Raw genomic sequence first — 26631 nt, 5'->3', positions numbered from 1 at the left:
CCGGGTATAGACCACTGTGCAGCCCACACTGTCCGATGGGCGACACTGGGGGACGACCCGTTAGCCGTGGCCGGATGTTGCGCCTAGCATCAGCCTGACCGAACCCGAAGGACTCCGAGGACCCCACGTGCGATTTCGTCTGACCCCCAGGGAGACGAGCTTCTACGACATGTTCGCCGCTTCCGCGGACAACATCGTCACGGGCTCGCGACTCCTCATGGAACTGCTCGGGGCGGACGCCTCCGGCCGGGCCGAGATCGCAGAGCGTATGCGGGCCGCGGAACACGCCGGTGACGACGCCACACACGCGATCTTCCATCAGCTGAACTCCTCGTTCATCACGCCCTTCGACCGCGAGGACATCTACGCGCTCGCATCGTCCCTCGACGACATCATGGACTTCATGGAGGAGGCCGTCGACCTGGTCGTCCTCTACAACGTGGAGGAACTGCCCAAGGGCGTCGAGCAGCAGATCGAGGTCCTGGCGCGGGCGGCGGAGCTGACGGCGGAGGCCATGCCGAACCTCCGCACGATGGAGAACCTCACGGAGTACTGGATCGAGGTGAACCGCCTGGAGAACCAGGCGGACCAGATCCACAGAAAGCTTCTTGCACACCTGTTCAACGGCAAGTACGACGCGATCGAGGTGCTGAAGCTCAAGCAGATCGTGGATGTGCTGGAGGAGGCGGCAGACGCCTTCGAGCACGTGGCGAACACGGTGGAGACCATCGCGGTCAAGGAGTCCTGACCCTTACATGGACACCTTCGCGCTGATCGTGACCATCGGGGTCGCGCTCGGATTCACGTACACGAACGGCTTCCACGACTCGGCGAACGCGATCGCCACATCCGTCTCCACCCGGGCCCTCACACCCCGCGCGGCACTGGCGATGGCCGCGGTGATGAACCTGGCCGGGGCGTTCCTGGGCAGCGGCGTCGCGAAAACGGTCAGCGAGGGCCTGATCGAGACACCCGAGGGCTCCTCGGGCATGGCGATCCTCTTCGCGGCCCTGGTGGGCGCGATCACCTGGAACCTGATCACGTGGTACTTCGGCCTCCCCTCGTCCTCCTCCCACGCCCTGTTCGGCGGCATGGTGGGGGCGGCCCTGGCAGGCGGTACGAAGGTCTACTGGTCCGGGGTCCTGGACAAGGTGGTCATCCCGATGTTCGTCTCCCCACTGGTAGGCCTGGTAGCGGGCTACCTCGTGATGACGGCCATCATGTGGATCTTCCGCAAAGCGAACCCGTCGAAGGCGAAACGAGGCTTCCGCATCGCCCAGACAGTGTCCGCGGCGGGGATGGCCCTGGGCCACGGCCTCCAGGACGCCCAGAAGACGATGGGCATCGTGGTGATGGCCCTGGTCATCGCGGACGTCGAGGACTACGGCGACCCGATCCCGGTCTGGGTCAAGATCGCCTGCGCGGTGACCCTGTCCCTGGGCACGTACGCGGGCGGCTGGCGCATCATGCGCACCCTGGGCCGCAAGATCATCGAACTGGACCCACCCCAGGGCTTCGCAGCTGAAACAACGGGCGCGTCGATCATGTTCGCCACGGCGTACCTCTTCAAGGCCCCGGTCTCCACGACCCACGTGATCACCTCGGCGATCATGGGCGTGGGCGCGACAAAGCGGGTGAAGGCGGTGCGGTGGGGCATCGCCAAGAACATCGTCCTGGGCTGGTTCATCACAATGCCGGCAGCGGGCCTGGTGGCCGCGGCGGGCTACGGGGTCGTGTGGCTGGCGTTCCTGTAGCCGGACCCGGGGCTGGGCCTTGTCCTCAAACGCCGGACGGGCTAAAAGATCAAGCCCCGGCCGGCACCACATCCAGCCCGTCCGGCGTTTGAGGACGAGGCCGTCCAGGCCGACAAGCGGGGGTCTGGGGGCGGCAGCCCCCAGGGATGGGACGGGTAGGGGCGGCGGGGGCGAGAAAAAGCACGAACGGGCCCGCCCCCGGACCGAATCCGGAGGCGGGCCCTATTCGACCTCGCGGTGGCACCGCCATGCAGCACCGCGAGGGGCCTTGCAACACCCCGAAGGGCACGCACCACTCAGCCGAAGCGACCCGAGATGTAGTCCTCGGTCGCCTGAACCGACGGGTTGGAGAAGATGCGCTCCGTGTCGTCTATCTCGATCAGCTTGCCGGGCTGCCCGACCGCCGCGAGGTTGAAGAACGCCGTCTTGTCCGACACACGCGCCGCCTGCTGCATGTTGTGCGTCACGATGACGATCGTGAACCGTTCCTTCAGCTCACCGATCAGGTCCTCGATCGCGAGCGTCGAGATCGGGTCGAGGGCCGAGCACGGCTCGTCCATCAGGAGAACCTTCGGTTCCACCGCGATCGCCCGCGCGATGCACAGCCGCTGCTGCTGACCACCCGACAGCCCCGAACCGGGCTTGTTCAGCCGGTCCTTGACCTCGTTCCAGAGGTTCGCGCCCTTCAGCGACTTCTCCACGACATCGCTCAGCTCGGACTTCTTGTACGAGCCGTTCAGCCGCAGCCCCGCCGCCACGTTGTCGTACACCGACATCGTGGGGAAGGGGTTCGGACGCTGGAAGACCATGCCGACCTCACGCCGCACCGCCACCGGGTCGACCCCGGCGCCGTACAGGTTCTCGTCGTCGAGCATGACCTTGCCGTCGACCCGCCCGCCGGGCGTGACCTCGTGCATGCGGTTCAGGGTGCGCAGGAAGGTGGACTTGCCGCAGCCGGAGGGGCCGATGAAGGCCGTCACCGAACGCGGCTCGACCGTCATCGAGATGTCCTCGATCGCGCGGAAGGAGCCGTAGTAGGCGCTGAGGCCGCTTACGTCGATTCGCTTGGCCATGGATATCACTGCTTCTTTCGAGGGGTCAGCCGGCATCCGGGCCGGCTACAGGTCGCTGTCGTACGGCCGCGTCAGCGACCTGTCTTCGGTGCCTTCCAGCGGGCGATACCGCGGGCACCGAGGTTGAGGATCATCACGAAGGCGATCAGCGTCAGCGACGCCGCCCAGGCCCGGTCGTACGAAGCGTCCGTGCCGCCGCTGTACTGCTGAAAGATGTACAGCGGAAGCGAGGCCTGCGCACCCTCGAAGGGGTTGTTGTTGATGAACGGGTTGCCGAAGACCAGCAGCAGCACCGGCGCCGTCTCACCGGCGATACGGGCCACCGCCAGCATGATGCCGGTGGTGATACCGCCGATGGCGGTCGGCAGGACCACCTTCAGGATCGTGCGCCACTTCGGGATGCCGAGCGCCAGGGACGCCTCACGCAGCTCGTTCGGTACGAGCTTCAGCATCTCCTCGGTCGACCGGACGACCACCGGCATCATCAGGATGGCCAGGGCCAGCGAGCCGGCGAAGCCGAAGGGCTGCATGTCGAACTGCAGCATGATGCTGAGGATGAAGAGACCCGCGACGATCGACGGGATACCCGTCATGACGTCCACGAAGAAGGTGACGGCCTTGGCGAGGTTGCCGCGCCCGTACTCCACCAGGTAGATCGCGGTGAGGACGCCGATCGGCGCACCCATCAGCGTGGCCAGACCGACCTGCTCCAGGCTGCCGATGATGGCGTGGTAGATGCCACCGCCCGTCTCGGAGTCGCCGACCACGCCCATCGAGTGGGACAGGAAGTAGACGTCGAGGACCTTCACACCGCGGACGACGGTCGTCCAGACCAGGGAGACCAGCGGCACGACGGCGAGCAGGAAGGCGACCCAGACCAGCGAGGTCGCGATGCGGTCCTTGGCCTGCCGCTTGCCCTCGACACTCGTGGCGATGACGTACGTACCGACGATGAAGAGGATCGCGGCGATCAGGCCCCACTGGATGCTGCTGTCCAGGCCGGCGGCGAAGCTGATGCCGACCCCGAGCGCGATGGACCCGGCCGCGAGGGCCCAGGGGAACCACTTGGGGAGCCGGGCGCCCTGGAGGGAGCCGGTGGGCTTGTCGGCTACGACGGTGCTCATGCGTTGGCCCCCGAGTACTCGGCGCGGCGGGCGATGATCGCGCGGGCGGCGCCGTTGACCAGCAAGGTGATGACGAACAGGACCAGACCTGAGGCGATGAGCGCGTCACGGCCGAACTCGTTCGCCTCGCCGAACTTGGCGGCGATGTTCTGGGCGAAGGTGCCGCCGCCCGGGTCGAGCAGGCTGGTCTCGATGAGGAAGCTCGGGGAGAGGACGGTGGCGACGGCCATCGTCTCACCCAGCGCGCGGCCGAGGCCGAGCATCGACGCGGAGATCACACCGGAGCGCCCGAAGGGCAGCACCGCCATGCGGATGACCTCCCAGCGCGTGGCGCCGAGGGCCAGCGCGGCCTCCTCGTTCATCCGCGGCGTCTGCCGGAAGACCTCACGGCTGACGTTGGTGATGACCGGCAGGATCATGATCGCGAGCAGGATGCCCACGGTCAGCATCGAGCGGGGCGCGCCCTCTTCCCAGGAGAAGATCCCGGTCCAGCCGAGGTAGTCGTTCAGCCAGCCGAAGAGGCCGTTCATGTTCGGTACGAGGATCAGGGCGCCCCACAGGCCGTACACGATGGACGGTACGGCGGCGAGCAGGTCGATCACGTACGCGATGGGGCCGCTGAGCTTGCGCGGGGCGTAGTGCGTGAGGAACAGCGCGATGGCGACGGCGACCGGGACCGCGATGACCATGGCGATGATCGAGGAGACGATCGTGCCGAAGGCCAGGACGGCGATGCCGAACTTCGGCGGGTCGACGTTGGTGTTCCACTCGAAGGTGGTGAGGAAGTTGGCGTCGTCCTTGCTGATCGCGAGGGTCGCGCGATAGGTCAGGAAGATCGCGATCGCTGCCATGATCGTCAGCAGCAGAATGCCCGAGCCACGGGAGAGACCGAGGAAGATCCGGTCACCGGGTCGGGTGGCGCCACGGGCCGCCCGCTTCTCTTCGACGGCGGTCGGCTGGGGGGCGGGGGGTGGGGTGTCTGAGTTCTTGGTGGTTATGTCCATCGGGTTCTCCGGTCTGCGGGGCCGCACCCGGGGATGCGGCTCCTGGCGGCGGTGCACCGGACGGTGCGGCCGGGACCCACTCGGGGGCGGGTCCCGGCCGCACACTCAGGTCAGGCCAGGCTCTCGACGGTGGTGCGAACCTTGGCGATGATGTCGGCCGGGATCGGGGCGTAGTCGATACCGCTCAGGATGCCCTGGCCGTCTTCGCTGGTGATGTAGCGGAGGAAGGCCTTGGTGGCGGGCAGGGTGTCCGCCTTGTTGCCCTTGTCGCAGACGATCTCGTACGTGACCAGGGTGATCGGGTACGCGCCGTCGGCCTTGGTCTTGTAGTCCAGCTTCAGCGAGTAGTCGTTGCCGGTGCCGACGACCTGGGCGGCCGCGATGGCCTTGGTGGCGCCGTCCGAGGAGGGCTTGACCGGGGCGCTGGCGCCCGTGTCGATGGCCACCGTGGACAGGTCCTTGGCGTACGACTGCTCCATGTAACCGATCGCGCCCTCGGTCTGCTTGACCCCCGCCGCGATGCCGGCGGAACCGGAGGCCGCCTGGCCGCCCTCGGCCTGCCAGGCCTTGCCGCCCTCGTACTTCCAGTTCTCGGGGGTGGTGGCGATCAGGTACTTGGTGAGGTTGTCCGTGGTGCCGGAGTCCTCGGAGCGGTGGAAGGGCTGGATCTTGGTGCTGGGCAGCGTCGCGCCCGGGTTCAGCGCCTTGATCGCGGCGTCGTCCCAGGTCTTGATCTTGCTGTCGAAGATCTTGGCGAGGGTGGGCGCGTCCAGGACCAGGTTGTCGACACCCGGGAGGTTGTAGGCGAGCGCGATGGCGCCGCCGACGGCCGGGAGGTCGATGGCGGTGCCGCCGGTGCAGACCGACTTGGAGGCGGTGACCTCGTCGGGCTTCAGCGCGGAGTCGGAGCCCGCGAAGGCGACCGTGCCCTGCGTGAACGCGGTGACACCGGCGCCGGAGCCGCCGCCCTTGTAGTTGATCTGCACGCCGGAGCAGGCGGCCGTGAAGGCCTTGACCCACGCGTCGATCGCGTTCTTCTGCGCGGAGGAGCCGTCGGCGAGCAGCTGACCCTTGGCGTCGTCGCACTTGATGGTGCTGTTGGCGTTCGTGGTGGCGCTGCCCGTGGCGTCCGTACCGCCGCCGGTGTCGTCGGAGCCGCACGCCGTGAGGGCCAGGGCGCCGGAGACGGCGAGAGCACCGAGGGTGAGGGCCCGCCGGTTCATGCGCTGAAGCTTCACTTTCGGGTGTTCCTTCCAGGAGCCGCCGTCCTGAATTCCGGCGGCGTGCGAGGTAACGAAGAATGGGTGGCGCACAGGCGTCCACAGAGGCACACCGAGCACCGGGTAGGGCCGAAATTAGGCAGATCAGGTGAAGCCACCTACGGGCACAGGTAAACGGGGGGTGAACCCCTGCGGTCGGTGCGGTGAGGTCACGGAATGCTCACGGGGAGAACACGTGTGGGTCCCGACCGGAGGGACGCCCCCGACGGGTCGGCTCGTGCGGTAGAAGCCATGAAGCTGGACGGAAACCTGACGGAACCCATCCTTCCACTTCCTCCCGTGAACGCGTCCGATGATGGAACCCACGATCCATGGAACCCGTCTCGTTCGACGGGAGCCAACGCGGGCTCAAACGGAGGAACCGAGAACCCGAGGAGCACCATGCAGCGGCGTACGTTCATGGGAAGCGGAATGGCCGCCCTGGCGGCGATGACGACGACCGCGTGCACGGGCACGAAGGGAAACGCGGCCGCGAAGGAGAACACGGGAGGCGCGACCCCCGCGACGACCACCCCCCTCACCTCCACGAGCGCCTCGGCCCCCGCCAACTGGACGGCCCTCGGCCGCGACCTCGACGGCCCGCTCGTCCGCCCCGGGGACGCCTCCTGGCCGGCGGCCCGACAGCTCTACAACACCCGCTTCGACGGCCTGAAACCGGCCGCGGTGGCGTACGTCTCCCACGCGGACGACATCCGCACAGCACTCTCGTACGCCCGTGCCCACTCGGTCCCCGTGGCGATCCGCAACGGCGGCCACTCGTACGCGGGCTGGTCCTCGGGCAACGGCCGCCTGGTCATCGACGTGTCGAAGCTGAACCGCGTCCGCGCGAGCGGCGGCACGGCAGTGGTGGGAGCGGGCTCGAAACTGATCGACGTCTACCGCGCCCTGACGGCGAGGGGCGTCACGATCCCGGCGGGCTCGTGCCCGACGGTCGGGGTGTCGGGCCTGACGCTGGGCGGCGGCCACGGGGTGGTGTCAAGGGCGTACGGCCTGACCTGCGACAGCCTGACCCAGGCCACGCTGATCACGGCGGACGGCCGCGAACTGACGGCGAACGCGAGCGAGAACAAGGACCTGTTCTGGGCCCTGCGAGGCGCGGGCAACGGCAACTTCGGCGTGGTCACGGAACTCCACTTCCGCACCCACCCGGCACCGCAGGCGGTGTCGGCGTACATGTCCTGGCCGTGGCGGAAGGCGGCGGCGGTCATGAAGGCCTGGCAGGAGTGGGGCCCGACCCAGCCGGACGAGATCTGGTCGTCGCTGCACGTGGCGAACACGGCCGGCGGCACCCCGACGATCTCGATCTCGGCGTTCTCGCTGGGCACGTACACGGAGCTGCAGAACGCGGTGGACCGCCTGGCGGACAGAATCGGTTCTCCGGCCGCGAGCGTGTCCCTGAAGCGCCGCTCGTACGAGGAGTCGATGGAGGTGTACGCGGGCTGCTCGTCCTTCGCGACGGACGCCCAGTGCCACCTCCCGGGCTCGACCCCGGGCCGCTCCCCCCAAGGAGCCCTGGGCCGGGAGACCTACGCGGCCCGCTCGGACTTCTACGACCGCTCCCTCTCCACGGCGGGCATCCAGACCCTCCTCGCCCAGATGACCTCGGTGCGGGGCGGCTCGGGCAGCATCGCGTTCACGGCACTCGGGGGCGCGGTGAACCGGGTCTCCACGACGGCGACGGCGTTCGTCCACCGCCGCTCCAGGATGCTGGCCCAGTACATCGTGTCCTGGCGCGCGGGCACGACGGGCGGCACGGCCCAGTCCTGGCTGACGAAGGCCCACCGGTCCATGTCCCCGTACGCCTCGGGCGCCGCCTACCAGAACTACACGGACCCCACCCTGAAGAACTGGCGCGAGGCGTACTACGGGGACGCGGCGACCCGCCTGACAAAGCTGAAGCACGAGTACGACCCGAACCGCGTGTTCACGTACCCGCAGGCGCTGTAGGCCTACGCGGTCGACCCGAAGTCCTGGGTCCAGTAGTAGCCCGGCTGCGCCAGGCCGATGCCGATCTCCTTGAAGCCGCAGTTGAGGATGTTGGCCTTGTGGCCGGCGCTGTTCATCCAGCCGTCCATGACGCTCTCGGGAGAGGTGTAACCGGCGGCGACGTTCTCGCCCGCCGACCTGAACGCGTACCCGACCCGGGAGAGCCGGTCGCTCATGGACGAACCGTCGGAACCGGTGTGCGACATGTTCTGGTGGTCGGCCATGTCCTGGCTGTGGTCCTGAGCGGCCTTGGTGAGTTTGGCGTTCTCGGTCAGCGGCGCACAACCCGCCTTCGCGCGTTCGGCGTTGACCAGAACCAGCACCCGATCCGTGGGACCGGATTCCGCACTGGCGGAGGCGCTGGGAGCACTGCTGGTGCTCGTGGCCTCCGGAGTGCTCGACGGGGAACTGGACTCCAGCGTGCCGGCGGTGGGCGTGGCGGTCGGACTGCCGGCCGCCGAGGGCGACGCGCTCGGGGAGGCACTGGCGGGAGAGGCGCTCGGGGTGCCGGACGGAGTGGCGGAGGCAGGGTCGGCCGAGACAGCGGCCGAGACCGACGCGGAGGCGGACGCGACAGGCGACCGCGAGGGCTTCGGGCGGGCCACCGGATCCGACGTGCCCCATCCCCACCAGGAGAACGAGACGACGCTCCAGCCGTCCAGCCCGTTGCCGCTCGCCTGGGCGGCCGAGGGAATGCCCACGGCTCCGACTGCCACCACGACGGCCGCGGCACCGGCTATTTTCCGGCGCTTGGATATCGGGCGTTTCGATTCCCGGCGTTTCGATTTCAGGCGGTGCTTGGTCATACCTGGCCTCATTCACTGGTCGAGAGCCCGGTCATTATGGGGATCGCCGACCACGCCGGGCAACGAACACCCGTACCGCCGCACCCAGAACACAAGACTGCGCGAATCCGGCCGTCCTCGCACTCCCTTGAACACCCGCACACACGTGTGACCAGGCCGAAGACGCTCCCCCGCAACCACGCCCACCGGCCTGAAGGATCAGGGGAATTACCCCACCTGCGGCAACAAGCGCCCGATTGCCCTTCAAAAGAACATAATTACGACCTTCGGCAATCAGCCAATCGACGCCATCACACACAATTCCGGCGTGACGCACATCACTTGAATTCGAGGTGTACGGAATTACACCGCTCCCCACGAGCACCAAATTACCGCCCTCACGACGGCAACCCCACAGCGAACGGCGGCAACTAAAGGTGGGGAAGTCCGTCACAACGATTGACCCCGGCCCCACGCGGCTCTACGTTACCCACGCCTCCCCAGTTTGAATCGATTCAACCATTCCGTGCACAGTGCGAGTGAGGAGTCGTAATGATCAGCAGGAGGAACATTCTCGTGGCCGCGACCGCCACGGCCACAGCCACGGCGGCGACCGTCGCCGGCGTACCCGCGACAGCCGCACCGGCGTCCGGACGGACTCGCGTTCGCGTCACCACCCCGACCGTGGAGTACGTCCGCCACCCCCTCGGCCTCGACGCCCAACACCCCAGGCTGAGCTGGCCGTTGACCTCCGAGAAGACCGGCGTACGACAGACCGCGTACCAGATCCGGGTGGCCACAAGCCCCCGGCTCCTCTCCCGCCCGGACGTCTGGGACAGCGGAAGGGTCACGTCCACCGAGTCCGCCCTCGTGCCCTACGCGGGCCCCGCACTCGCACCACGAACCCGCTACCACTGGTCCGTACGCGTATGGGACACCGACGGACGGATCTCCGGCTGGAGCACGCCCTCCTGGTGGGAGACCGGGCTCATGGACACCGGCCAGTGGACCGCCGACTGGATCTCCGCACCGGCGGACCTCACGGACGCGCCGTCCTTCGAGGGCGGTTCCTGGATCTGGTTCCCCGAGGGCGATCCGACCAACAGCGTCCCGGCGGCCACCCGTTGGTTCCGCGGCAGGGCCCAACTCCCCGACGGGATCACGTCGGCGACCCTCGCCATCACGGCCGACAATGTGTACGCCGTCTCCGTGAACGGCGTCGAGGTGGCCCACACCGACCTCGACACGGACCACGAGGACTGGCGCCGCCCGGCCGTGATCGACGTACTGGACCGCGTTCGGGCCGGTGACAACGTTATCGCCGTCTCCGCCACCAACGCGACCGTGGGCCCGGCGGGACTCGTCGCCGTCCTGGTCGTCCGTACCGCCTCCGGCGAACGGAAGGTGTTCACCGACGGCTCCTGGAAGACCACGGACCAGCAACCCCCGGACAGCTGGCGCGAGTTCGGCTTCGACGACGGCGCCTGGCCGACGGCCAGGGTGGCCGCCGCGTGGGGCGCCGGCCCATGGGGAAGGGTCGTCCCGGTCTCGTACGCCGTCACCCAACTGCGGCACGAATTCCGGCTCCCACGCCGCAAGGTGGCACGCGCACGCCTGTACGCCACGGCGCTCGGCCTGTACGAGGCCCACCTCAACGGCAGCAGAGTGGGCCGCGACCACCTCGCCCCCGGCTGGACGGACTACCGCACCCGCGTCCAGTACCAGACGTACGACGTCACCACGCTCCTCCGCCCCGGCGCCAACGCGATCGGCGCCTATCTGGCACCCGGCTGGTACGCGGGCAACGTCGGCATGTTCGGCCCCGGCCAGTACGGCCAACACCCCTCCCTCCTCGCGCAGTTGGAGGTGGAGTACGCGAACGGCACGACCGAGCGCATCACGTCGGGCACCGACTGGCGGGCCGCCACCGGACCGATCGTCGCCGCCGACCTCCTGAACGGCGAGACGTACGACGCCCGCAAGGAGACCCCTGGCTGGACCTCCCCCGGCTTCGACGACGGCAGTTGGCTCGGCGTACGCGATGCGGGCGACGTCGGCCCCGGCCTGATCGTCGCGCAGGTGGACGGCCCGGTACGCGTGGAACGTGAACTGACGCCGACAGCCGTGACCCAACCCAGGCCCGGCGTCCACGTGTTCGACCTGGGCCAGAACATGGTCGGCTCGGTACGCCTGCGCGTGTCGGGCAACGCGGGGACGACCGTCCGCCTCAGACACGCCGAGGTGCTCAACCCCGACGGCACGATCTACACCACGAACCTGCGAAGCGCGGCGGCGACGGACACGTACACCCTGAAAGGGCAGGGGAAGGAGGAGATCTACGAACCCCGCTTCACGTTCCACGGATTCCGCTACGTCGAGGTGACCGGTTTCCCGGGCACGCCCACCACCAAGACCATCACCGGACGCGTAATGCACACGTCCGCCCCCTTCACACTCGACTTCGAAACCGACGTACCGATGCTCAACCAGCTGCACCACAACATCACTTGGGGCCAGCGCGGCAACTTCCTCTCCGTCCCGACGGACACACCCGCGCGCGACGAACGCCTGGGCTGGACGGGAGACATCAACGTCTTCGCGCCCACGGCCGCGTACACGATGGAGTCGGCCCGCTTCCTGTCCAAGTGGCTCGTCGACCTCCGGGACTCCCGGACCACGGAGGGCGCGTTCACGGATGTGGCACCGGTGGTCGGCACCCTCGGCAACGGCACGGCCGGCTGGGGCGACGCGGGCGTAACGGTCCCCTGGGCCCTCTACCAGGCATACGGCGACCGCCAGGTCCTGGCCGACGCCTGGCCATCGGTCCAAGCCTGGCTGACGTACCTGGAGCGGAACAGCGACCGTCTCCTGCGCCCGGCACAGGGATACGGCGACTGGCTGAACATCGACGACGAGACCCCCAAGGACGTCATAGCCACCGCGTACTTCGCGCACAGCGCCGACCTGGCGGCCCGGATGGCAGGGGAGTTGGGCGAGGACGCCACCCCGTACAGCGACCTCTTCGCACGCATACGCACGGCCTTCCAGACCGCCTACGTCACGTCCGACGCCCGCATCAAGGGCGATACGCAAACGGCGTACGTCCTGGCACTGTCGATGGACCTACTGCCGGAGACGCTACGAACGACCGCAGCGGACCGACTGGTCGCTCTCCTCAGGGCCAAGAACTGGCACCTGTCGACGGGCTTCCTAGGCACCCCCCGCCTACTCCCCGTCCTCACGGACACGGGCCACACCGACGTCGCCTACCGCCTGCTGGAGCAACGCTCCTTCCCCAGCTGGGGCTACCAGATCGACCGGGGCGCGACCACGATGTGGGAACGCTGGGACTCCATCCGCCCCGACGGCAGCTTCCAGACCCCGGACATGAACTCCTTCAACCACTACGCCTACGGCTCGGTGGGCGAATGGATGTACACGAACATCGCCGGCATCGCACCGGGCCGCCCCGGCTACCGCGAGACAGTCATCCACCCCCGCCCAGGCGGCACCGTCACCACCGCCCGCGCCACGTTCAAGTCGCCCTACGGCCCCGTCTCCACCCACTGGCGCCAACGGTCCACCAACTTCACGCTGACGTGCACGATCCCACCCAACACGACCGCCGAGGTATGGATCCCCACGCCCACCCCAAAGACGGTCACCCACACCCACGGAACATTCCTACGCCAGGAGGAGGGCTGCGCGATCTACCGGGTGGGCTCCGGCACCCACCACTTCACCAGCTGATCGGAAGGGTGCAAGATCTCAGCCCGTCCGGCTGATCTTTAGCCCGTCCGCCGTTTAAGGACGGAGGGCCACCCTCCAGCCCGTCCGCCGTTTAAGGACGGAGGGCCACCACCCAGCCCGTCCGGCGTTTGAGGACGAGGCCGTTCAGGCCGATAAGCGGGGGTCTGGGGGCGGCAGCCCCCAGGGATGGGAACGGGTAGGGGCGGCGGGGGCGAAAAACCCGGCGGCTACGCCGCCAAATCCCGCTCCCCGGCCCCCGCCCCCGCCTCCGCCTCGGCCCCCGCCCGAGCCCCCGGCACCACAGCCCCCCGCCCCGCACCCGAACCATCCCCAGACCCAGCCCCCCGAGCCCGAATCAACACCCCACCCCACCCGGACCCCGCCACAGCCCGAGTAACCGGAGTAAGCAGAGCCATGGCCACCGGCGACAGCAACAACGCAACAGCAGTCCCCAGCGCGAACCCACCCACCACATCCGTCGGGTAATGCACCCCCATGTACACCCGACAGAACCCCTCCACCAACGCAAGCCCTATCCCCACCAGCCCGAACCGCCGGTTCGCCACGAACAGCCCGACCCCCATCGCCATGGTGATCGTCGCGTGATCGCTCACGAACGAGTAGTCGGTCTTCCCGGAGACCAGAACCTCAAGCCCCTGATGATCCACAAAAGGACGAGGCCGCTCCACGAACCCCCGTATCGGGATGTTCACCAGCACGGCGATCGCCGCGGCAAGCGGCGCCCAGACCAACGCGGCGACAGAGCCGGCCGCGTCATCCCCACCCCGCCGCCGCACACCCCACCAGCACCAGACCACCAGCACCACCATCGCGGCCAGCAGCCCGTACTCCCCCACGACCTCGACCCCCCGGTCGAACCACCGGGGCGCGTCCTTGGCCAGGCCGTTGATGTCATAGAGCAGGTCGACGTCGGGGTTCGACCCGGATTCGGCGAGTCCAGCCATGGTGCTGCGGCCCCTTCGTCGTCATCTCCAGAACGCACTGGTTCGTGCGCCGTTTCCTGCTCACCCCGTGAAGTAGGAACCCACAGCCGCCGACACCCGACACTCGACACCTGACACGTGACACAAGCGAGCAGGAGCGACCGACAGCGAATCCACTACTGGAACAGGAACGCACGGTCTCCGTTAATACGTTCCACTCTCCACCGAATGATCACGCAGACGTTATCGAAGAGAGATGGATACTCGCAGCTCAGGGGATGGTTTCACGCTGCGCTCACACCGCGGTGGGCAACGCTTTCGCGCCATCTTCCGTCACCCGGGTCGCCCCGAAGTAATCGGGGGTGTCGATCGGGTCGAACCGAATGACCGCACCGGTCCGCGGAGCGTCAATCATGTAACCGCCACCCACATAAATCCCGACATGCCGGATGGCACGGGAGTTGGTGAGGTCGTCGGAGAAGAACACGAGGTCGCCCGGCAGCAGCTCGTCCCGCGAGGGATGCGGCCCGGCGTTGTACTGATCATTGGCGACCCTCGGAAGCTCGATCCCCACCGTCTGGTACGCGGCCTGCGTGAGCCCGGAGCAGTCGAAGCGTCCGCCCTGCTCAGCGGTACCGGTGCCACCCCAGAGGTAGGGCGTGCCGAGCTTCTCCTGGGCGTAGTTGATCGCGCCGGCGGCCTGCTCGGAGGGGTCGACCCGGCCCACAGGAGCCGCAAAGCTGGCCTGTAGCGTGGTGATGGTCTTCACATAGTTCTGGGTCTCCGCATACGGCGGCACACCCCCGTATTTGATGACGGCGTACGCCCCCGCGTTGTAAGCGGCGAGCATGTTGTGCGTCGGGTCTCCGGGAGCGTCCTTCACGTACGAGGCAAGCTCGCAGTCGTACGACGCGGCCGACGGAATCGCGTCATTCGGGTCCCATACGTCGCGGTCGCCGTCACCGTCGCCGTCGATTCCGTGCGTGGCCCAGGTGCCGGGGATGAATTGCGCTATCCCTTCCGCCTTTGCCGGACTCTTCGCATTCGGATTGAATCCGCTCTCCTGGTACAGCTGTGCGGCGAGCAGCGCGGGATTGATGGCGGGGCACAGATTGCCCCACTTCTGCACGAGCGCCGAATACGCGGCCGGCACGGCCCCCTTGGCGAGCGCGACGCTCCCGCTCCCGACCCCACCGGCGACGTTCCCGGCGACGAGATAGACCCCGACGACGAGCAGCATCACGAAGCTGAGGGTGCCCCCGACGGCAACGCTCGCCACGATCCATGCCTTACGCACCGTCAACCGCCCCTCACCGCCCGGGATTACGCCCACGTCAGTGTAGAGGCGCTACCCACTCCTGTGGGTGATCATGACCATTCGCGCCGCCGATCACGAGGACCCGCCGAACCGGGCGGCCTCCCGATACAGAGCGGCAGCCGCACTCCCCAGCACGGCGCTGTAGGACACATCATCGGTCGAGCCCCCCTGCTCGAACCCCCCGAGCACCCCCACGACCTCCCCGGCCCCATCCACCCAGGGACTCCCACTCGTACCGTCCGTAAAATCGGGACACTCGATGCGCTGCTGCGTACGGCTGTGCACGGTAGGCCGATTAGTACAACTGATGGCCGCATCGAGCACATTGGGATACCCGGTGACGACGACATCGCTGACCCCGGTGGCCCGCCCGGAGACAAAGACGTTCGCCCCGACGACGTCCTGCAACTCCCGCCCCCCGCTCTTGGCGACGACGGCAAAGGCGAAGTCACTGTCCTCGTCGGCCCGATCGCTCCAGGCCCCCGGCACAAAGGTCTTGGTCACCCGCCACAGCCCGTACGGCGCCCGCCCGTCCCGATACCCGGGCGCGAAGACGACGTCGGTGTCCCCGTCCCCGCTCAGACAGTGCGCGGCGGTAAGAATCAGATTCCGCCCACCACTACGCACAACGGACGCGGTACAGAAGTGCCCACCTTCCAGATCCCCGTTGAACAGGGCCCCGACCCGAGCACTACGCGGCGGAACCGCACGGACCACGGCGGCAACACCGGGAGAACCCGAGGCGGCACTCCCGGGGGCGGCCCCGGAGACAGAGGTGACGGCCAGCAGCGCGACGACGGGAAGCAGCGCGTGGCGCCGGTTGCCAGGGGGACGAGTGGGGCGCTTCATCACCCCCACACTGTCCCTCCCGGGTGAAAGAAACCCCTCACCCAGCCTGAGAATTTCCCGTTAATCCCGTTAGCGCGAAGCAGGATCTGCGAGCTCTAGAGCCCCTCGGACTCACCCAGCTCCTCCCGCACCCGAGCCCAGGTACGGCTGTCCAGGCTGTCGAACGGCCCGATGCGTGAGAGCTCGGTACCGTCGCGCCCGATGGCCACGACAACGGGACGAGGCCCACGGCTGACCTGAGACCCCTTCCAGGCAGCCACAACCCTGCGCTGCCCCGAAGCCTCGAACCGGCGGTCGCCGACGAGGACATGGCCGACATCCCGCCCGAGGTAGACCAGAACACAGCCGATCCATGGCGCCGTCTCGATGGAGCGCGGCGGGTCAAGACGCCGGGCAAGGCTGAGTATGCCCGCGCCGCCACGTATCTCGATCACGTCGACATCACCGTCGGCAGGACCATCCACGGAACCAGCAGTACCCCCCAGGCACCGCCACCGCCCGCCGTACCACTCCAGGAATTCGACGTGCTCCCGCGGCACGGACTCCCCCGCGGCCCCCGGACGCCACACCATCCACACCGCCCCGACCCCGGCATCGGCGTCGACATCGGCCGACACCACCGTCAGTACGCGCCTCGGCATCCACCACGGCTGCGGCTCACCCCCGCCCAGCACACGTCTCACCACACCCGGCAACACCCGCACCACAACGCCCGCCTGAACCCCCGTCAAACCCCAAGAACCCACGCGCACCCCTCACACACCCCCTATGCGCACCCCGAAAAACCCCTGTCCACAACCTGTGGACCACCTGTGCCCCCGGTCAAGTCACCCCCACCCCCCACCCATCACCCCGTAAGCGACCAGTAACCCCCCACCCCCCTTCAGTCACGCGGAAGTCAGGATTCCGCAACCCATCTTGTTGTCACGTACTCAACAAGCGAAGGTCGTCGGCGGGCCGCCAACCCACCGCCGGGGACACCGCACCGGCGGTAAACCCCCACCCGCACCGCCCCTGACCACCCCCTCACCAGGAGGCTGTACGTTGCGTACGTCACCCCCCAACAGCCAGTCCACGCACGGCAGATGGCACCGCATAGGCACCGCGGCCGTCGCCACCGCCGCGCTCGCCCTCGCCGGACTCGGCACCGCGGCCCACGCCAATGCGGCACCCGCGCCCCAGAAGGTCACCGCCAAGACCATCGCCGCACAGGTCGCCAAGGCCCATGTGAGCTACACCAACCAGTGTGACGCGACCCCCGCGAAGGGCTTCGCGTCCTGCAACGCCCTCCGCGTCACCGGCGGCACCACCGCCTTCCAGGAGGAGCAGGCCGCCAAGAAGGGTCTGACGACCCCCGCGACCATCAAGCCGAACGCCACCGCGGCCACCCCCACCGGCTACGGCCCCAGCGACCTCCAGGACGCCTACGGCCTGACCGACGCCTCCGCCTCCAACGGCTCCGGCGAGACCATCGCGATCGTCGACGCGTACGACGACCCGAACGCCGAGTCCGACCTCGCCGAGTACCGCTCGTACTACGGCCTCTCGGACTGCACCACCGACAACGGCTGCTTCACCAAGGTCAGCCAGACCGGCTCCACGACCTCCCTCCCCACCGCCGACAGCGGCTGGGCCGGTGAGATCTCCCTCGACCTCGACATGGCCAGCGCGATCTGCCCGAACTGCAACATCCTGCTGGTCGAGGCGAAGTCCTCCTCGATGGCCAACCTCGGTACGGCCGTGAACCGCGCGGTCACCCTGGGCGCGAAGTACGTCTCCAACAGCTACGGCGGCTCGGAGTCCTCCTCCGACACCACCTACGACACCTCGTACTTCAAGCACGCCGGCGTCGCCATCACAGTCAGCGCGGGCGACGAGGGCTACGGCGCCGAGTACCCGGCGGCCTCCCGGTACGTCACCTCCGTCGGCGGCACCAAGCTGTCCACCTCCTCCAACAGCCGCGGCTGGACCGAGAGCGTGTGGAAGACCAGCAGCACCGAGGGCACCGGCTCCGGCTGCTCCTCGTACGACGCGAAGCCGACCTGGCAGACCGACGCGACCTGCACCAAGCGCATGATCTCCGACGTCTCCGCCGTGGCCGACCCCGCGACCGGCGTCTCGGTCTACGACACCTACGGCGACGGCACCGGCTGGGTCACCTACGGCGGCACCAGCGCCTCCGCCCCCATCATCGCGGGCGTCTACGCCCTCGCCGGCACCCCCGGCAGCAGCGACTACCCGGCCTCGTACCCCTACGCGGCGGCCGGCACCTCGGCCCTCAACGACGTGACCTCGGGCAACAACGGCACCTGCACCACGAGCTACTACTGCACCGCCAAGTCCGGCTACGACGGCCCGACCGGCTGGGGCACCCCGGAGGGCGTGGACGCCTTCACCGGCTGACCTGAACAATCAGATCCAGCCAATACACAAAACGCCACCGGAGGTCGTGGGGACCACCGGCGGGCACTGGGGAACGGGCCGCGGCTACCAGCCGCGGCCCGTCGCCATGTCCGAGGTCCGCGATAGCCTGGCCTACACCTGGAGACGGACCGTCAGAAACGGTCCGTGACCACCTCCGTGACCACTCTGGTGGCCAGGGGTGGTCAACGACGGAACCACACCACAGGTTTCGCTCACACTTCATTGCCCGGCGTGACCGGCCGTGATACACAGAGTGACGATAAAGGTATTCGTACGAAACCCGCCAATCAATGACTCCAAGTCGACATACGACAGTGTCATTGTCAGCGAGAATGGGCCTGACCTCTGCGCTGCGGCAGGGGGCGCGCGGAACTACCCGACAGGGGCGGTGACTTAGGTGACTTACAAGTGGCTTGCGGCCGAAAAGGGCGACATCAACACCATCATCGGCGGGATCGCTCCGGACTGGGGTCCCTTCGGCAGCCTGGGCACCGAGGCGAAGACGATGGTCCAGGTCGTGATGGCCGTGGCCATCCTGATGTGCCTCGGCATCGCGATCTGGGGTGCGGCGAAACAGCGCATCGGCGCGACCGCCCTGCGCGACACCTTCAGCGCGGAACAGGGCAAGGGCCTCATCATCGCCGGCCTGACGGGCGTGTTCATCATCGGCTCGCTCGGCACCCTCTTCACCATCGTGTACGGCATGGCCGTGTAGCCGGCGCCACCCCCGCGTGGCGCATCTCCAGTCGGACCGCCGGGCGAACCCGGTTCTCCCCTCCCACCACCCACCCACCCGTCGTGCCCACCGACTGAGGTTGCGTCTCCCTGATGTCGAGTCACCACACCGCGCCCGCGCGGGAACCAGCACGGCTACCGTCGTACTGTCACGTGTTCGTTTTCCCGTACACGTGGATTCGACACACGGTCGAGGGGACGGGCACCGCATGAGTCTCGGTGACGGGCAGAGCCAGAGCAACGGCGATTCCGCACGCCCCGACGACGGCGGGTACGGCGGCTCCGGCCAGACCCGGACCCGCTACCACGACCAGGGAAACGGCGGCCTCTACGGCGGCGCGCGGCGCACCAAGTCGTCGCGGGGCATGGTGACGGCGGTCGGCGTGGTCGTCCTGCTGATCGCGGCGATCGCCTTCGCGAACCGTGGAGGAGACGATTCCTCTACGTCCTCGTCCTCCTCCACCGCGGGCAGCGGCTCCGGCAGCGCGAACAGGCCCGACACGGCGGCCACCGCGGCCTCCGGCGAGCAGCCGGTCACGAAGAAGGCGGCGGGCATCCCGGCCGGGTTCGCACACGACCGGCAGGGCGTCCAGTCCGCGGCGGCCAACTACGCGGTGTCCCTGGGCTCGACCGGCATGTTCCGCAAGGACAGCCGCGACAAGATCCTCGACGCCCTCTTCATCACCGAGGCCGCCACGGGACTCAAGACGTCCCTGGACAAGGCCTACTCGGCGAGCTTCCTCACCAGACTGGGCCTCGACGCCGACGGCAACGCCCCCGAGGGCAGCACGTTCGTCTCCCGTGTGACCCCCGTCGGCACGAAGACCGTGGCGTACGGCGACACCACCGCCACCGTCGAGGTCTGGTACCTCGGCCTGACCGGCATCGCCGGCGAGACCTCCACCAGCCCGGTCACCTCGGACTGGAAGACCTGGACCTTCGACATGCGCTGGTCGGGCGACGACTGGAAGATCGTCTCCTACGCGGAGAAGGACGGCCCCACCCCGGTTCCCGGTGACGGCCGGGCCGCCGACTCCGACGAGATCAGCAAGGCCATCGACGAGTACGGAGGGTTCACCTATGCCCGGTAACACGCCAGGTAGGCCCTACCTCGTGCTCAAGCTCGCCGGCGCGGTGACAGCCGTACAGACGGCGGCCGTACTCCTGGCGTCCCAGGCATACGCGGCCCCGACACCGCCCCCCACGGCCTCGCCGTCGGCCTCACCCACGGCGGACAGCACGGACTGCAGCCTGCTCTTCGGCAAGGCCAAGGAACTCTGCGAGACCGAACAGGGCGGTGCCGGCACGGGCTCGGTCACGAGCCCCACCTCCACCCTCGACCCGCTGTCCTCCCTCGCCAAGGGCTGCGCCGACGCCGCCTCCTGGACGGTCGACAAGCTCAGCGAGGCCGTGAAGGACACCGCCAACGTCGACTTCACCAACACCAAGTTCCTCCAGCAGTACGCCGTCGTGTTCGCCGCGTCCACCGTCCTGACCCTGGTGCTGTGGCTGCTCGCGGTCGCCAAGCGGGCCATGCGAGGCGTCCCCCTCACCACGGCCATCTCCGAAGCGATCGGCTTCCTCTGGCTGACCGTCCTGGCCTCCGCGTTCACGCCCCTCATCCTCTACACCGTCGTCTCCGCGACCGACGGCGTCACCGAGGTCCTCGCGAGCGCGACCGGCGACCAGACCGACACGTTCTTCGGCACCTTCTCCGGAGCGCTGGCCAAGGGCGAGGACATCGGCGGCGGCCCGATCATGCTGATCGTGGTCTCCATGGTGTCGATCCTCGCGGCCGGCGTCCTCTGGCTGGAACTGGTCATCCGGGCCGCCCTGTTGTACGTCGGCGCGCTGCTCGGCACGGTGGTGTACGCGGGGCTGGTCGACAAGAACCTGTGGGGGCACGTCCGCCGCTGGGCCGGCATCATGATCGCGGTCATCCTGGTCAAGCCGGTGATCGCCATCGTGCTCGGCCTCGCGGGCGCGCTGGCCACGAACGACGACGGCCCGGACGCCTTCTCGGCGGTCGTCTCCGGCCTCTCCATCATCCTCCTCGCCATCTTCGCGAGCGCGATGATCTACCGCTTTGTCCCGGGCTTCGGCGACGAGATCGCCAACTCCCGCAACAACCGCATCATGCAGGGCGCCGAGAGCAAGGCCGCCGCCGTCATCAGCTCCCCGGCGACCCTCGTCGCCCAGGGCATCAAGACCCACAGCAGCCGGGCGGACAACAACGGGGGCGGTGGAGGCGGCGGCCAGTCGTCCACCCCGCGCCCGGCCAACCCCGCATCCGGCGGCGTGGCCGCGCACAGCTCACGGCCCTCGGGCGGCGGCGGATCTGTCCCCTCCGCCGCACCCCCGCCGCGCAGCGGCCCCGCCGGCAACAGCAACCGATCCAACCGCCCTGGAGGTGACGGGCGTTGACGACCGAGTCCCATGTGTCCCACGTGGTCTCGCCCCGCCGTACGTATCTCATCGGCCGCGCCCGCCCGAACGCGATCGTCGGCCGCAACCGCGAGTCCGGCGAGATCGCGCTCATCATCGTGGGCGCCTTCCTCGGCATGGTGTGCGGCCTGGTCGTCCCCGTGCTGGCCCTGCGCATCGTGCTGCTGACCGGCTTCCCGATGCTGGCACTCGCGGTGGTGTACATCCCGTACAAGCGCCGCACGTTCTACAAGTGGTTCGAGATCAACCGCAGTTACAAGCGATCGCTCCGCCAGGGCACGGCGTACCGCAGCTCCGTCATGGAAGCCGGCACCCAGATCGACGGCCGCGAGGTCGAGATCGGCCCGCCCCCCGGCATCGGCCGCATCAACTGGCTCGCGGCCCCGTTCGGCCCGGACGAGATCGCCGTACTCCTGCACGCGGACCGCCGTACGGTGACGGCGGCGATCGAGATCGAGGGCCCGGGCGTAGGCCTGCGCGACAGCGAGGACCAGGAAGCCCTGGTCGACCGCTTCGGCACCCTCCTGAAACACGTGGCGAACGGCGACGGCTTCGTCACCCGCCTCCAGATGCTCGCCCGCACCCTCCCCGCCGACCCGGACGCCCACGCCAAGGACGTCTCCGTACGCGGCGACGAGAAGTCACCGCCGTGGCTGCAGCACTCGTACGAGCAGCTCCAGTCGATGGTGTCGACGAGCAGCGAACAGCACCGCGCCTACCTCGTCGCCTGTATGCACTTCAACCGCGAACTGGCCGCCGAGGCCCACGCGATGGCCCGCGCGGCCCGCCCCCAGGGCGGCAGGAAGGTCGACCGGGACGCGGGCCTGGCGGTCGTCATGGCCCGCGAGCTGACGGACATCTGCTCCCGCCTCCAGGAGGCGGACATCCGCGTACGCCAGCCCCTGGGCCAGGGCAGGCTGGCCTCCCTGATCCACTCCATGTACGACCCGGACCACCCGATCGACCACATCCAGGCGATGACGAAGCGCAACGCCTGGCCGGCCGAACTGGACGCCATGGAGGCGACGTACCTCCAGGCGAAGACCCGCGAGTCGTCGACCCGCGCCCCCTGGTGCCACTCCACGGCCTGGGTGAAGGAGTGGCCGATGACCCCGGTGGGCGTCAACTTCCTGGCCCCGCTCCTCGTCCACACCCCGGACGTCATCCGCACGGTGGCGGTCACGATGGACCTGGAACCCACCGAGGTGGCCATCGAACGCATGCTCACCGAGAAGACGAACGACGACGCGGAAGCGAGCCGGGCGGCCAAGATGAACCGCACGGTCGATCCCCGCGACGTGGCCTCCCACAACCGCATCGACCAGCGCGGCGAGGACCTCGCGAGCGGCGCGGCCGGCGTCAACCTGGTCGGCTACATCACCGTCTCCTCCCGATCGCCCGAGGCCCTGGCGCGCGACAAGCGCACGATAAGGGCGTCGGCGGGCAAGTCGTATCTGAAGCTGGAATGGTGCGACCGCGAGCACCACCGAGCGTTCGTCAACACACTCCCGTTCGCCACCGGAATCCGAAGGTAGGGCTGATGCGCTGATGCGGGACCCGCTGACCGCCCTCACCGACACCTTCACCTCCTTCCTCTTCGGCAAGATCGAGACGACCCGCCTGCCCGTCCGCACCTCCACGGGCCAGGCCCAGGCCGTCTACCTCCCCACCGCGGCCCCCGGCCTCGGCGACTCCGGCGTCATCATCGGCCGCGAGGTGTACTCCGGAAAGGGCTACATCTACGACCCCTTCCAGCTGTACGGCCAGCAACTCCCCGCCCCGCACTGGCTGGTGCTCGGCGAGTCCGGCAACGGCAAGTCGGCCCTGGAGAAGACGTACGTCCTACGTCAACTCCGCTTCCGCGACCGCCAGGTGGTCGTCCTGGACGCGCAGGGCGAGGACGGCGTCGGCGAATGGAACCTCATCGCGGAGGAGTTGGGGATAACTCCAGTCCGCCTGGACCCGATGGCCGCCCTGGACATGGGTATCCGCCTGAACCCGCTCGACCCCGCGATCACCACAACAGGCCAGCTGGCTCTCCTCCGCACGATCATCGAAGTGGCGATGGGCCACGGCCTCGACGAACGCTCCGGCTTCGCGTTGAAGGTCGCACACGCCTACGTCAACGAGACGATCATCGAACGCCAGCCGGTGCTGATGGACATCGTCGAGCAACTCCGCCACCCCGAGCCGGAGTCGGCGGAGGCGATGAACGTCGCCATAGACGACGTACGGGCCTGGGGCCTCGACGTGGCCCTGGTCCTGGACCGCCTGGTCGACGGTGACCTGCGAGGCATGTTCGACGGCCCGACGACGGTCGGCATCGATCTGGACGCCCCGCTGATCGTCTTCGACCTGAGCCACATCGACCGCAACTCGATCGCGATGCCGATCCTGATGGCGATCATCGGCGTCTGGCTGGAGCACACGTGGATCCGCCCCGACCGGAAGAAGCGCATCTTCCTGGTCGAGGAGGCCTGGCACATCATCAGCAGCCCGTTCGTGGCCCAACTCTTCCAGCGCCTGCTGAAGTTCGGCCGCCGCCTGGGCCTGTCCTTCGTGGCGGTCGTCCACCACCTGAGTGACGTGGTGGACGGAGCGGCGGCGAAGGAAGCGTCGGCGATCCTGAAAATGGCCTCCACACGAACGATCTACGCTCAGAAGGCCGACGAGGCAAGGGCGACGGGCAGGGTGATCGGCCTACCACGCTGGGCGGTGGAGATCATCCCGACCCTGACACCCGGCATCGCGGTCTGGGACGTCAACGGCAACGTCCAGGTCGTCAAACACCTGGTCACGGAGACGGAACGCGCCCTCGTCTTCACCGACCGGGCGATGACGGAGTCGTCCCGCGACCGCGACCTCCAGCTGACCGACGACGCCCTGAGAGCCGCGGAACTGGAGGCCGAAGAACGCGCGGCGGCCTTCGTCGAACAGCACCTCAGCGACCTCGACGACTCCTCCGAGTCCACGGTGGCGTGACGACGATGAGACCGGACGAACGCCAACAGGCCGAACGCGGCGTCTCCGACAGCCTGTTGGTCGGCCTGATCGCCTTCCTCCTCGGCCTGACGGTCCTGGTGTGGACGGCAACAGGCCTGGCGGGCCTGCTCTCCCATGCAGCCTGGCCAGAGGGCGTCACCTTCACCCGCACCCCGGCGGCGCTACGCCACCTGATCACGGACCCACGCGACGTACCGGGCGCCTGGCCGGAGACCCCGGCGGGCCAGCTCTCGGGGTGGGGCCTGTTCTGGGGCCTGTTCATCGGCCAGCTGATGGTCCTCTTCGTCCTCACGATCTTCGTACTGGGCACACTGGCCCGCTGGAAGGCGGTACGGGCGGCACGGAAGGCGGCGCCGGCGCCGGCGCCGACTCAACACGAGGTACCGGTGCAGCGCACGGAACCGCCGGTCGAGATGGAGAAGGAGCCAGAGAAGGCCCCCGAGGAAACTCCGCCGACCGAGACACCCTCAACGCCTGCCGTGGCAAAGGACGTCGAACGGGTGAGCGGGCGAGAAACCGTCTTCTACGGCCCCCAGGACACCCGCACCGCCCCCGCGACCCAAGCCATCCAAGACGCGGAGGGCCCCGCCCTCGTCCTCACCTCCAACCCCACCCTCTGGCAGGAGACAAAGGACGCCCGAGCCAAGCTCGGCCCCACCCTCCTGTACGACCCCACCCACCTCTGCGACACCCCGGCCCGCCTCCACTGGCCCCCCACCACCGGCTGCGAGGACAGACCGACAGCGGCCGCAAGAGCAGCCGCCCTCCTCACGCCGGTCCGCCCCACGGCGAAGATCGACCAGACGACAGCGGAAACCGCGGAAACCCTCCTCCGCAGCTACCTGCACGCCGCCGCCATAGACGCCCGCACGATCCGCCACGTACATCGCTGGGCGCAGGGCACCAACGTCCAGGAAGCCGTACGCATCCTCCGCACCAACCCGAAGGCAGCCCCCGGCGCCGCCGGCGAACTCGAAGCCGCCCTCACCGCGCACCCCGAACGCCGGGACATCGCCCAGGAGTTGACGAGCCGAGCCCTCGCCGCGCTCTCGACGGTGAACATCCGCGAGGCGTGCACGGCGAACCGAAGTGACGCCCTCTCGCTGGATTCCTTCATCGCCGAAGGGGGCACGCTTTATGTGGTCGGTGAACCGATCGAGGACCCCAGGACGAACCCGGGCGCGATGCCCCTCCTGACGGCACTGGCCGCAAGCGTGGTCGAGCGCGGCCGGCGCATGGCCGAACGGTCATCCTCCGGTCGCCTCGACCCACCACTGACGCTCGTCCTGGACGACGTCGCGGCGGTCGCACCCCTCCCCCAGCTCCCGGAACTGCTCACCACCGGAGCGGACCGGGGCATGCCGACCCTGGCCCTCCTCCGGTCAAGAGAACAACTCCGAGCAAGATGGCCCCACCACGACCTACGGGTGTAGCTCGCGCTCCAGCACGAACTCGAGCTCGGAGTCGTCCGAGCCGCTCAGGGGCACGGTGACACCACTGGGCACGAACCCCACCCGCCGATAGAACCGCTGCGCCCGCGCGTTGTCCTGATGAACTATCAACCGCACGCGCTCAACGCCCGCGACCCCCCAGGCCCACTCCAGAGCAGCATCGAAGAGCACATCTGTCAGCCCGCACCCACGATGCTCGGGCTGCATGAACACCCCGACAATGTGCCCCTGCTTCGCCTCGATGGCGAACCCGGCCCAGTCAGTGGTACCAGGCTCCTCGACAAGCACGACGAGCCCCCCGACCCACTCCCCGTCGGGTCCCTGGGCGATGATCTGCTGAGCCCCGGCCGCCCCCTCCGCTCCTCGCTGCGTCCGCTCCTGCCAGAAGGAGTCAGGCCGGCCCACGGCCTCCTCGTACGTCTCCAGGAACGCGAGATGCGCAAGGGGGTCCCGCAAGGCAGCCAGCCGAAGTTCTTTGGCGGCACGCCACTCATCAGCCCGCACGGAGCGAATCACAAAGCTGCTCATAGGGATCACGGTAGTACCCCCCGGAACGCAGAAAACCCCCGCACTCGAAAGTGCGGGGGTTTTCCCAATATTTGTTCGGCGGTGTCCTACTCTCCCACAGGGTCCCCCCTGCAGTACCATCGGCGCTGTAAGGCTTAGCTTCCGGGTTCGGAATGTAACCGGGCGTTTCCCTCACGCT

The 26631-nt window shown here is 68.4% G+C and carries 21 protein-coding genes and 1 rRNA gene; 11 read left to right on the top strand and 11 right to left on the bottom strand.

The window, feature by feature from the left end; genetic code table 11:
* Nucleotides 1-127: 127 nt before the first annotated feature.
* The gene (locus ACFYXF_RS21360; RefSeq protein WP_235477082.1) at nucleotides 128-748 is read left to right on the top strand and encodes a DUF47 domain-containing protein; all 621 of its coding nucleotides are present in this window, start codon (nucleotides 128-130) and stop codon (nucleotides 746-748) included.
* A 7-nt stretch (nucleotides 749-755) separates the two neighbouring features.
* On the top strand, nucleotides 756-1754 hold the full coding sequence (locus ACFYXF_RS21355; protein WP_389351284.1) for an anion permease: 999 nt from the start codon (nucleotides 756-758) through the stop codon (nucleotides 1752-1754).
* A 296-nt stretch (nucleotides 1755-2050) separates the two neighbouring features.
* Here ACFYXF_RS21355 and pstB read toward each other — a convergent pair whose 3' ends face one another.
* From pstB to pstS, 4 genes are all read right to left on the bottom strand, one after another.
* Nucleotides 2051-2827 (bottom strand): phosphate ABC transporter ATP-binding protein PstB, encoded by a 777-nt coding sequence (gene pstB, locus ACFYXF_RS21350; RefSeq protein WP_105974052.1) that lies wholly within the window; start codon nucleotides 2825-2827, stop codon nucleotides 2051-2053.
* 71 nt (nucleotides 2828-2898) lie between these two features.
* Nucleotides 2899-3951, bottom strand: coding sequence for a phosphate ABC transporter permease PstA (gene pstA / locus ACFYXF_RS21345; protein WP_389351282.1), 1053 nt, complete (start codon nucleotides 3949-3951; stop codon nucleotides 2899-2901).
* The gene (gene pstC, locus ACFYXF_RS21340) at nucleotides 3948-4955 is read right to left on the bottom strand and encodes a phosphate ABC transporter permease subunit PstC (protein ID WP_389351280.1); all 1008 of its coding nucleotides are present in this window, start codon (nucleotides 4953-4955) and stop codon (nucleotides 3948-3950) included. Before pstC ends, pstA begins: the two co-directional genes overlap by 4 nt.
* 110 nt (nucleotides 4956-5065) lie before the next feature.
* Entirely contained in the window at nucleotides 5066-6193 is a 1128-nt protein-coding gene (gene pstS, locus ACFYXF_RS21335) for a phosphate ABC transporter substrate-binding protein PstS (protein WP_389351278.1), read from the bottom strand.
* 423 nt (nucleotides 6194-6616) lie between these two features.
* Between pstS and ACFYXF_RS21330 the strand changes: the two genes are divergently transcribed.
* Nucleotides 6617-8182: an FAD-binding oxidoreductase gene (locus ACFYXF_RS21330; RefSeq protein ID WP_389351276.1), complete on the top strand. Its 1566-nt coding sequence runs from the start codon at nucleotides 6617-6619 to the stop codon at nucleotides 8180-8182.
* A 2-nt stretch (nucleotides 8183-8184) separates the two neighbouring features.
* On the opposite strand, the gene ACFYXF_RS21325 is transcribed toward ACFYXF_RS21330, so the two are convergent.
* A complete protein-coding gene (locus tag ACFYXF_RS21325) occupies nucleotides 8185-8922 on the bottom strand; it encodes a CAP domain-containing protein (RefSeq protein WP_389351274.1) in 738 nt (245 codons plus the stop codon).
* Between the two features lie 636 nt (nucleotides 8923-9558).
* Between ACFYXF_RS21325 and ACFYXF_RS21320 the strand changes: the two genes are divergently transcribed.
* Nucleotides 9559-12756, top strand: a complete 3198-nt coding sequence (locus ACFYXF_RS21320; protein WP_389351272.1) for an alpha-L-rhamnosidase — start codon at nucleotides 9559-9561, stop codon at nucleotides 12754-12756.
* Nucleotides 12757-12983: 227 nt separating this feature from the next.
* Here ACFYXF_RS21320 and ACFYXF_RS21315 read toward each other — a convergent pair whose 3' ends face one another.
* The 4 genes from ACFYXF_RS21315 to ACFYXF_RS21300 form a co-directional block, all read right to left on the bottom strand.
* Nucleotides 12984-13721 (bottom strand): phosphatase PAP2 family protein, encoded by a 738-nt coding sequence (locus ACFYXF_RS21315; RefSeq protein ID WP_389351270.1) that lies wholly within the window; start codon nucleotides 13719-13721, stop codon nucleotides 12984-12986.
* Nucleotides 13722-13995: 274 nt separating this feature from the next.
* A complete protein-coding gene (locus ACFYXF_RS21310; RefSeq protein WP_389351268.1) occupies nucleotides 13996-15003 on the bottom strand; it encodes an NlpC/P60 family protein in 1008 nt (335 codons plus the stop codon).
* A gap of 87 nt (nucleotides 15004-15090) precedes the next feature.
* Nucleotides 15091-15867: a trypsin-like serine peptidase gene (locus tag ACFYXF_RS21305; protein ID WP_389351266.1), complete on the bottom strand. Its 777-nt coding sequence runs from the start codon at nucleotides 15865-15867 to the stop codon at nucleotides 15091-15093.
* Between the two features lie 95 nt (nucleotides 15868-15962).
* Nucleotides 15963-16553 (bottom strand): hypothetical protein, encoded by a 591-nt coding sequence (locus tag ACFYXF_RS21300; protein ID WP_389351264.1) that lies wholly within the window; start codon nucleotides 16551-16553, stop codon nucleotides 15963-15965.
* Between the two features lie 358 nt (nucleotides 16554-16911).
* Here ACFYXF_RS21300 and ACFYXF_RS21295 point away from each other — a divergent pair, with 358 nt between their 5' ends.
* From ACFYXF_RS21295 to ACFYXF_RS21265, 7 genes are all read left to right on the top strand, one after another.
* Entirely contained in the window at nucleotides 16912-18270 is a 1359-nt protein-coding gene (locus ACFYXF_RS21295; protein ID WP_389351262.1) for a peptidase S8, read from the top strand.
* A 418-nt stretch (nucleotides 18271-18688) separates the two neighbouring features.
* The gene (locus tag ACFYXF_RS21290) at nucleotides 18689-19006 is read left to right on the top strand and encodes a hypothetical protein (RefSeq protein ID WP_235477065.1); all 318 of its coding nucleotides are present in this window, start codon (nucleotides 18689-18691) and stop codon (nucleotides 19004-19006) included.
* Between the two features lie 229 nt (nucleotides 19007-19235).
* Nucleotides 19236-20117, top strand: coding sequence for a hypothetical protein (locus ACFYXF_RS21285; RefSeq protein ID WP_389351260.1), 882 nt, complete (start codon nucleotides 19236-19238; stop codon nucleotides 20115-20117).
* Entirely contained in the window at nucleotides 20107-21450 is a 1344-nt protein-coding gene (locus ACFYXF_RS21280; RefSeq protein WP_389351258.1) for a hypothetical protein, read from the top strand. The genes ACFYXF_RS21285 and ACFYXF_RS21280 overlap by 11 nt, the downstream gene beginning before the upstream one ends.
* Entirely contained in the window at nucleotides 21447-23006 is a 1560-nt protein-coding gene (locus ACFYXF_RS21275) for an SCO6880 family protein (RefSeq protein WP_389351256.1), read from the top strand. Before ACFYXF_RS21280 ends, ACFYXF_RS21275 begins: the two co-directional genes overlap by 4 nt.
* A 13-nt stretch (nucleotides 23007-23019) precedes the next feature.
* Nucleotides 23020-24453: an ATP-binding protein gene (locus tag ACFYXF_RS21270; protein WP_389351254.1), complete on the top strand. Its 1434-nt coding sequence runs from the start codon at nucleotides 23020-23022 to the stop codon at nucleotides 24451-24453.
* Nucleotides 24454-24458: 5 nt separating this feature from the next.
* Entirely contained in the window at nucleotides 24459-25907 is a 1449-nt protein-coding gene (locus ACFYXF_RS21265; RefSeq protein WP_389351971.1) for a type IV secretory system conjugative DNA transfer family protein, read from the top strand.
* On the opposite strand, the gene ACFYXF_RS21260 is transcribed toward ACFYXF_RS21265, so the two are convergent.
* Together ACFYXF_RS21260 and rrf are read right to left on the bottom strand one after the other, a co-directional pair.
* Nucleotides 25896-26453 (bottom strand): GNAT family N-acetyltransferase, encoded by a 558-nt coding sequence (locus ACFYXF_RS21260; RefSeq protein ID WP_389351252.1) that lies wholly within the window; start codon nucleotides 26451-26453, stop codon nucleotides 25896-25898. The genes ACFYXF_RS21265 and ACFYXF_RS21260 overlap by 12 nt on opposite strands.
* Nucleotides 26454-26526: 73 nt before the next feature.
* Nucleotides 26527-26631: ribosomal RNA gene (rrf, locus tag ACFYXF_RS21255) — 5S ribosomal RNA — on the bottom strand; the annotation flags it as partial.

The organism is Streptomyces sp. NPDC002680, assembly GCF_042889145.1.
In the GTDB taxonomy this organism is placed as follows: domain Bacteria; phylum Actinomycetota; class Actinomycetes; order Streptomycetales; family Streptomycetaceae; genus Streptomyces; species Streptomyces adonidis.
This window is presented reverse-complemented; position numbering and strand designations above follow the sequence as displayed.

What these genes read in the sequence shown, in the direction of transcription:
- ACFYXF_RS21280 (WP_389351258.1), top strand. Translation starts at nt 20,107, where the DNA reads ATGCCCGGTAACACGCCAGGTAGGCCCTACCTCGTGCTCAAGCTCGCC.
- pstC (WP_389351280.1), bottom strand. Translation starts at nt 4,955, where the DNA reads ATGGACATAACCACCAAGAACTCAGACACCCCACCCCCCGCCCCCCAG.
- ACFYXF_RS21320 (WP_389351272.1), top strand. Translation starts at nt 9,559, where the DNA reads ATGATCAGCAGGAGGAACATTCTCGTGGCCGCGACCGCCACGGCCACA.
- ACFYXF_RS21330 (WP_389351276.1), top strand. Translation starts at nt 6,617, where the DNA reads ATGCAGCGGCGTACGTTCATGGGAAGCGGAATGGCCGCCCTGGCGGCG.
- pstB (WP_105974052.1), bottom strand. Translation starts at nt 2,827, where the DNA reads ATGGCCAAGCGAATCGACGTAAGCGGCCTCAGCGCCTACTACGGCTCC.
- ACFYXF_RS21355 (WP_389351284.1), top strand. Translation starts at nt 756, where the DNA reads ATGGACACCTTCGCGCTGATCGTGACCATCGGGGTCGCGCTCGGATTC.
- ACFYXF_RS21260 (WP_389351252.1), bottom strand. Translation starts at nt 26,453, where the DNA reads ATGAGCAGCTTTGTGATTCGCTCCGTGCGGGCTGATGAGTGGCGTGCC.
- ACFYXF_RS21315 (WP_389351270.1), bottom strand. Translation starts at nt 13,721, where the DNA reads ATGGCTGGACTCGCCGAATCCGGGTCGAACCCCGACGTCGACCTGCTC.
- ACFYXF_RS21285 (WP_389351260.1), top strand. Translation starts at nt 19,236, where the DNA reads ATGAGTCTCGGTGACGGGCAGAGCCAGAGCAACGGCGATTCCGCACGC.
- ACFYXF_RS21270 (WP_389351254.1), top strand. Translation starts at nt 23,020, where the DNA reads ATGCGGGACCCGCTGACCGCCCTCACCGACACCTTCACCTCCTTCCTC.
- ACFYXF_RS21305 (WP_389351266.1), bottom strand. Translation starts at nt 15,867, where the DNA reads ATGAAGCGCCCCACTCGTCCCCCTGGCAACCGGCGCCACGCGCTGCTT.
- ACFYXF_RS21265 (WP_389351971.1), top strand. Translation starts at nt 24,459, where the DNA reads ATGAGACCGGACGAACGCCAACAGGCCGAACGCGGCGTCTCCGACAGC.
- pstA (WP_389351282.1), bottom strand. Translation starts at nt 3,951, where the DNA reads ATGAGCACCGTCGTAGCCGACAAGCCCACCGGCTCCCTCCAGGGCGCC.